Genomic DNA, 6,275 nt, shown 5'->3' on the forward strand with positions numbered 1-6,275 from the left:
TTTCTTGAATTCCTATTATTCTATCAGCTTTTATACCAAACTTATCGTTCTTCTTTATATGAATCTAATTTTTTAAATCCATTTATTGCATATCTTCCTTGCTTTGCATTTATGCAACGGCCTTTTTTAATAACTCATTATTTTTTAATAAATCATCTATTTCCACCAATGGATCCAAAATTCTTTTAGTTAAATAGCTTATTAGAGAAGATGCTTCTATTAACTCAGTTACAGTGACGGCATATAAAAATGGCTTTATACTGATAGATTGTTGTTGATTTATATTTTTTACTATTATTAATTCAATCTCTCTTGAAATAGCATTATGCTCTTTTAACTCAACTTCTTTATATTCATCAACTAAACTTTCAGCAAAGTAATCTTCTACTTTTGCGATTACTCCACTTTCTTGCGATTTTTTAACATCATATAGCTCCCTTATTTCTTTGACAGATAACTTTACCCAAATAACTCCCTTTGGTGGATCATAACTCACTACAACTGACGTTTCTGAAAAATGCTTAAGAATTTGATCATCTACAAACGCATGTGTAGCCTTATATGTATGTACTAAAAAAGGTGGCTTTAACTGATTAAATGATATTGAACTTGGAGCTTGTAAAAAGCTCTTCTCCATTCTTGAAATAGATACTTGATGAACATCTGGAGCAGTTAGTTTAAATATGGATAGCTCATCTATTCTAACTCCAAAATGTTTTGCAATATCTATAAATGAATTGTATGAAGCCATTGCTCCATCTATGTGATATTCATCTCCTACTTTATGTATATATCTTGTAGGAAGCGCCGTTACCGATAGTGCTGCATCTGTATATTTCCTACCAGCTGCTTCTCCTATACTTGACCAACTATATAATTTTAACTCTTCTCCCATAGTTTTATATTTTATACTACACCCATATACTGGCTTCACAGCTGTTTCTAAATTTTTTCCTTCAAATATTTTATTATATACTTGTGATAATGTTTGATAACCTAATTCATTTGTTTTAAAACCTGTTTTTTTATAATCCATTATTAAATTATGCCAATGCGTTATAAATTCAGAAACTTCTCTAGCACTATATTTTGGTTCTCCATATTCATTGGGTACAGTTAACATAAATGATACAAGTGCTCCTGATGAACTGCCCTCTATTGCATCAAATAACTCTGCTATTTTTCTACCTGTTCTTTCTTCTATGTATTCAAGTATTCTTAAGCCACCTAATACTAGAGTTCCGCTACCTTGTATTGACAATACCTTTTGCTTCATTTTTAAAATGTAAAATTAGTATTAAATATTAATAACATTTACCTAATTAAAAATCTATTACTCATATTAAATTGCATATACTTATTTAATATTATTAGCTTTAAAAATGTATTAGTGTGCGCCGGGCATAATGTAAAAACAAAGGGTCCAAGTCCTTTATGTGCTGATATAGAGCAGTACATTAGCTGAGAAATAGTTATCTTCGTGAAGAGTTGGCTGAAGGAAGTTGACGGTAAAGTAAAACTGAAACAAACAAAAACTTGATAATAGACCGTTATAACTGGATAACCTATTAATAACTAAAGTATATCCGACACTACATGCTTACACATTCCCCATTATACTTTGAAAGATTTCTACTCTCTCTTATAAAGAATGTAATTATATAAAAATTACATTCTTTATATAATTATTATTTACATAATTATAAGAAAATTTTTATACACTCTATAACCCTTTTTATCCTTAGTACCATACCAGCTATGCGGAACGAAATAGTAGTTTATGCGGAACGAAATAGTAGTTTATGCGGAACGAAATAGTAGTTTATGCGGAACGAAATAGTAGTTTAAATTTGTATTTTTATCCCTTTAGAGGCTTTTTTAGGAGTAACTTTTTCAATATCAAAAGGTAAGTTAATAGAGCTTCCTAAATCATACAATCTTTTGATTTGTACTTCCTTTATGTATTTGTAATACTGTTCATATAATGAACCATCTTCGTTATATTTTCCATTTGAAATTTCACCAAAAAGAGTGAGATTAAAAAGACTTTTTTCTGCATCAGAAGGTTCTTTAAAAAGCCAATGAAAATCAATAAGACCTATTTTTTTACCTTGCAAAAGCGCTTTTTCTACCGGTTTCCATTTTTTTTTGATATTTCTATCATCTCTTTTCATATATCCGCCTAAATTCATGCATTCAGTAATATTTAATGTTATGGTCTCTTTTTTTACGCTTGCAAATTTTAAGCATAATTTATAAATGAAATGCCTTGATTTATCACTCCCCCTTCTTTCAGGTATATTTCTTATAGTTTGTAAAGGTAGATATCTTTTACTTATAAGATGTTTATACTCCAGGTAATTTGGCAATAACTCTATTCCTTCTAACCTAACAATTATTTCGGGGTTAAGTTTTGAATAAACAACTCTGCGAATCCTAATAAGATCAAAAAGTTCATAAACTAATCCCTTATCTGTTTTTTTATTTTTATAATTTTCTAAACTTTTTTGTGGGTTAAGAGCCTTAATTCTTACAGAAGCTTGATTTAAAAGTAAATTAAGTTTTTGATGGCGCATTTCTTGTGTTATCTTTTTGACTTTGCTTAATCGCAATAATTCTGTTCCAGTTAATTTTTCAACTTTATTCGTTGTATGATTTTCCATATATTCAAATAATAGCATCATAACTTCAAATGTTTCAGTATTTCGTATACTTAAAAGACAAGTAAGTGCTTCCTGGAATGTATTGGTTTCTATAGTTGCTAATTTTACTAAAGGACTTTTGCCTTTAGCAGCTTCATTTAATATCTCTAAAATAGCGTTTTCATCTTTCTTACGTCTGTATACTTCAAGTTCGTCTATTTTTTCATGTATATTTTCAATTTTTTTACTGGAAATTAGTTTATTTGTTTCTTCATAAGCTGTTGGAATTCCAGAAAGTTTGTGTTTTGGTTTTTTATTTGTCATACATTAAACTCTATGAATAAATGTATTTCTTTCATTAGAAATAATGCTACCACTTTTAGGATTCCAGCGTAAGAAAATTTCTTCTTCAGGCTTACCATTCCTATTTTTTGTCGGATTAATAGAGTATACATCACTATCCATGCTTGTTTTTATAGAATACACAACAAAAGCATCTCTCCCGTATTGATCTGAGTCAGCTAGATTTTCTGTCCTTGCGTAACCGTCATCATTTTCTTTTGTAGCTCTATTTGCCTGGCATATTGCTTGAACATGTATATTTTTTTCTTTTGCTAAAAACTTCATCCATGTTGATATTTGTATATGTTTAGTGATATCCATTAAACTTTTTAAGCTTAAAATGTTAGCATAGTCTATTAATATATAATCAGGTTTATAATTAAGATTAATTTCTAAATTATCTAATACTACCTCTATTTGATCTATTGAATGTATGTCATCAATAATTAATAATCTATTTTTATACAACTCAATATATTTTTCTGCACTTTCTATATAGTTCTTTTTTTGGGTAGTAAATACAGTGTTATCCTTAGATATAAAATTATTTTTTATTTTCCATGACTCGATATCATACTCGGCAGCAAATAATCTTTGAAGAAAAGTTTTTTTCTTCAACTCTAATGAAAATACTATGATTTTTGCATCTAAATTATTTTTTAATATTTTATTAACAAAATTTACACCAAGAACGGTCTTGCCTTTACCAGTTCTTCCTACTATTATTGTATTTTCGCCTTGGATAATAGGGCATTGTTCATCGACAGTTTTATATCCGGTGTATAAAATTCTATCTGGAGTTAAAGTATCTAATATTGAATCTTTTGTTATAACATATCTTGGATAAGAAGATTGCAATGTTTCTTCTTCTTTTTGCAGAACTTCATAATCTAAAGCAAATAAATCTTTTAAGGAGTGGCCTTCATTTAAAAAATCAGTTACATCGTAGCCACTTTTGGTTTTTTTGGGGAATTTATAGATTAAAACTTTTTTAAACTCTTGTATTAGAGTAGATGCTAGCTTCTTACCTCCTTCTATCCCAGCATCATCATTATCATAAATTATATAAATGTCTGATGGCTTTAATTCTCTTAGTTTTTGCAAAATGTTCTGTGGAACTGTTTTTGCGCCTGTAGTTATAGTAATAGCCATGAATTTATCTTCCATCCCAGCTTGCAATATTGCTTCTGTCAATCGCAAACAATCCTTTTCTCCTTCAGTAAAAATAATATTTTTCCCTTCTTGAGGTGATAGTTCATGGAATAGTGATGCAGTATAATCTTCAAAAAATTGGTTACTTTTATTTGTCTTTTTATCTTTATTAATAGAAATGCCTTTATATCCTAGTGTAATACCATCATCTGATTGTGGATATAATATATATTCATTGCGAGCTTTTAGACCAAATCTAATTGCTGTTTCTTGAGAAATACCAATATTGGCTAGGTATTTGAAGTGCTTAGAGTCAAGCTCTTTTATTACTTTTTGGATATTACTGTTTTTCACATTTGTAGCTTTAGTGAGTGATTTAGTAGAGTAGTTAATGCCTGCTATATTGCATGCTATAGATTTTATTGCTGAGAAATCATTTTTAATATCAAGTCTCTCCATTTTAGCTATAACATTAAAGATATCATCTCTATCAAAGCATTGACGTGACATACATGTTGCGGTACCTCTCTCATCTTTTGCTACTAATGAAGGGGTTTTATGGCCGCTCTGTTTCCCTCCTACTTCATGCATGATACACCACCATGCACCGCTCGATTTACTTGTACATTCTCCCCCGTAATACTTAAGTACGGCACTTATAGAGAGCATCTCTTTGATTTTAGCGGGAGTAATTTGTGATAAAGTTTTCATGTGCAATAATACCCGTGGTAATATTTGGTGCAGTTATAAAGTAAGAGATTTCTAAGAAGAAATATCATTGAGTGCGGAACTTAATGCTTTTACTAATAATTTTCTAGCCATATACCTTTGTGATCTGTCGTGTACATTAGCAATTTTTTGTAATAGAGACAATTCATATTCAGTTAGAGGTACTGTAAAAGATTTAGTTGGTCTAATATTCTTATTGTAACTATCTTGTATAAGATGATTTTCAGCGTCCTGGCCAAATAACTCAGCTTTTTCTTCTTCTATTTTATTTTTTGTTAATGGGGAATTAATTTTGAATTTACTCATTGATCATCTCCTGGACTAAGTTTTTAATTTCTGATATGGCTTTGTCATTTTGCATTTCTGTGATTCCTTTCCCTTGTAATAATGCTTCTCTATAAACTTTTCTTTCCATTATAATTGATTTAGATAATTTTAAATAATCACTTAAATTATTAATTATGTGAGAGGCCTCTTCATGATCATTACTTTTATAATTTGGAGAAGCCATAGAGATAATAGCAAAAGATTGCAGTTTGTCGTTTATATCGCTAGCGACATTAATTAATTCACAAACATGCGGCAGAGTTTCTAAATCAGCTTGAGATGGTTTTATGGGACAATAAAATTTGTCACAAATTGTTAATGCAGTTCTTAAGCTTTTACTGTCTCTACCAGAGGCGTCTAGTAATATAATATCGTAATTTGTAGATAGCTCTTTAATAATCTCACGCACATTTCCCTCTTTTGAAACGCCAAATATTTTACTGAATGTAGGATTTAGTTCATTGCGTCTATCTACCCAATTTAATGAAGTCTTTTGAGGATCAGAATCGATTAACATAAGCTTTGCGCCTCGAGAAACTAGCTCTACAGCTACATTAGTAGCAATGGTACTTTTACCTACGCCGCCTTTTTCCCCTCCTATTACTATTATTTGAGCTCTATTCATTTAGTGTGTCTACAACCGTTTTAGAACTACCTTAGAGTAGTTTAAGCATTTTGTCAATATATAACTAAACGTAAGTTGCAGCTGTTATAGCTTGGTCTGAAACAAATCTAAGTTAAACTAAACCACAGCAAGATAGCTCTACTTTAAATCTAGTTTAGTTATGGTTTAGCTCTGAGTTAATCCAAAGTTGCAGCAAGTTGCACTACAACTATTTTAGGCTAAAATCGGAGTAGTTATCGTTCTAAACTAGCCATTCTTTAAGTTTAGTGAACCTATTTGTATTTTTCTTATTTCTAACAGCAAAGGAAATAGCTTTCTTTTGACCTACTAATATAGTGGACTGAAAAATCAAGACAAAATTTTGAGAATTTTGCTTCCTATTATTAAGCAGCATTTTTCAATGCCTCTAAATAAACATTCATGGGCTTTTTATAGCCAATGCTAGAATGAAATCTTTT

Annotated in this window: 5 protein-coding genes; all 5 read right to left on the reverse strand. The window is 30.0% G+C overall.

The genetic code is table 11. The annotated features are described in order from the left end of the window. Window positions 1-109: 109 nt before the first annotated feature. The 5 genes from L8D11_RS02810 to L8D11_RS02830 all read right to left on the reverse strand — a co-directional run bounded on the left by L8D11_RS02810 (window position 110) and on the right by L8D11_RS02830 (window position 5,817). Complete coding sequence (locus L8D11_RS02810) at window positions 110-1,276, reverse strand: hypothetical protein (RefSeq protein ID WP_236870159.1); 1,167 nt, start codon at window positions 1,274-1,276, stop codon at window positions 110-112. A 568-nt stretch (window positions 1,277-1,844) separates the two neighbouring features. Then, window positions 1,845-2,966, reverse strand: coding sequence for a hypothetical protein (locus L8D11_RS02815; RefSeq protein WP_236870160.1), 1,122 nt, complete (start codon window positions 2,964-2,966; stop codon window positions 1,845-1,847). Between the two features lie 3 nt (window positions 2,967-2,969). Continuing rightward, complete coding sequence (locus L8D11_RS02820; protein ID WP_236870161.1) at window positions 2,970-4,847, reverse strand: bifunctional DNA primase/helicase; 1,878 nt, start codon at window positions 4,845-4,847, stop codon at window positions 2,970-2,972. A gap of 51 nt (window positions 4,848-4,898) precedes the next feature. Then, window positions 4,899-5,171 (reverse strand): hypothetical protein, encoded by a 273-nt coding sequence (locus L8D11_RS02825; RefSeq protein ID WP_236870162.1) that lies wholly within the window; start codon window positions 5,169-5,171, stop codon window positions 4,899-4,901. Further along, window positions 5,164-5,817 (reverse strand): AAA family ATPase, encoded by a 654-nt coding sequence (locus L8D11_RS02830; RefSeq protein ID WP_236870163.1) that lies wholly within the window; start codon window positions 5,815-5,817, stop codon window positions 5,164-5,166. The genes L8D11_RS02825 and L8D11_RS02830 overlap by 8 nt, the downstream gene beginning before the upstream one ends. Window positions 5,818-6,275 lie beyond the last annotated feature (458 nt).

Source organism: Candidatus Bandiella numerosa (genome assembly GCF_021811875.1).
GTDB classification, from domain to species: Bacteria; Pseudomonadota; Alphaproteobacteria; order Rickettsiales; family Midichloriaceae; genus Aquirickettsia; species Aquirickettsia numerosa_A.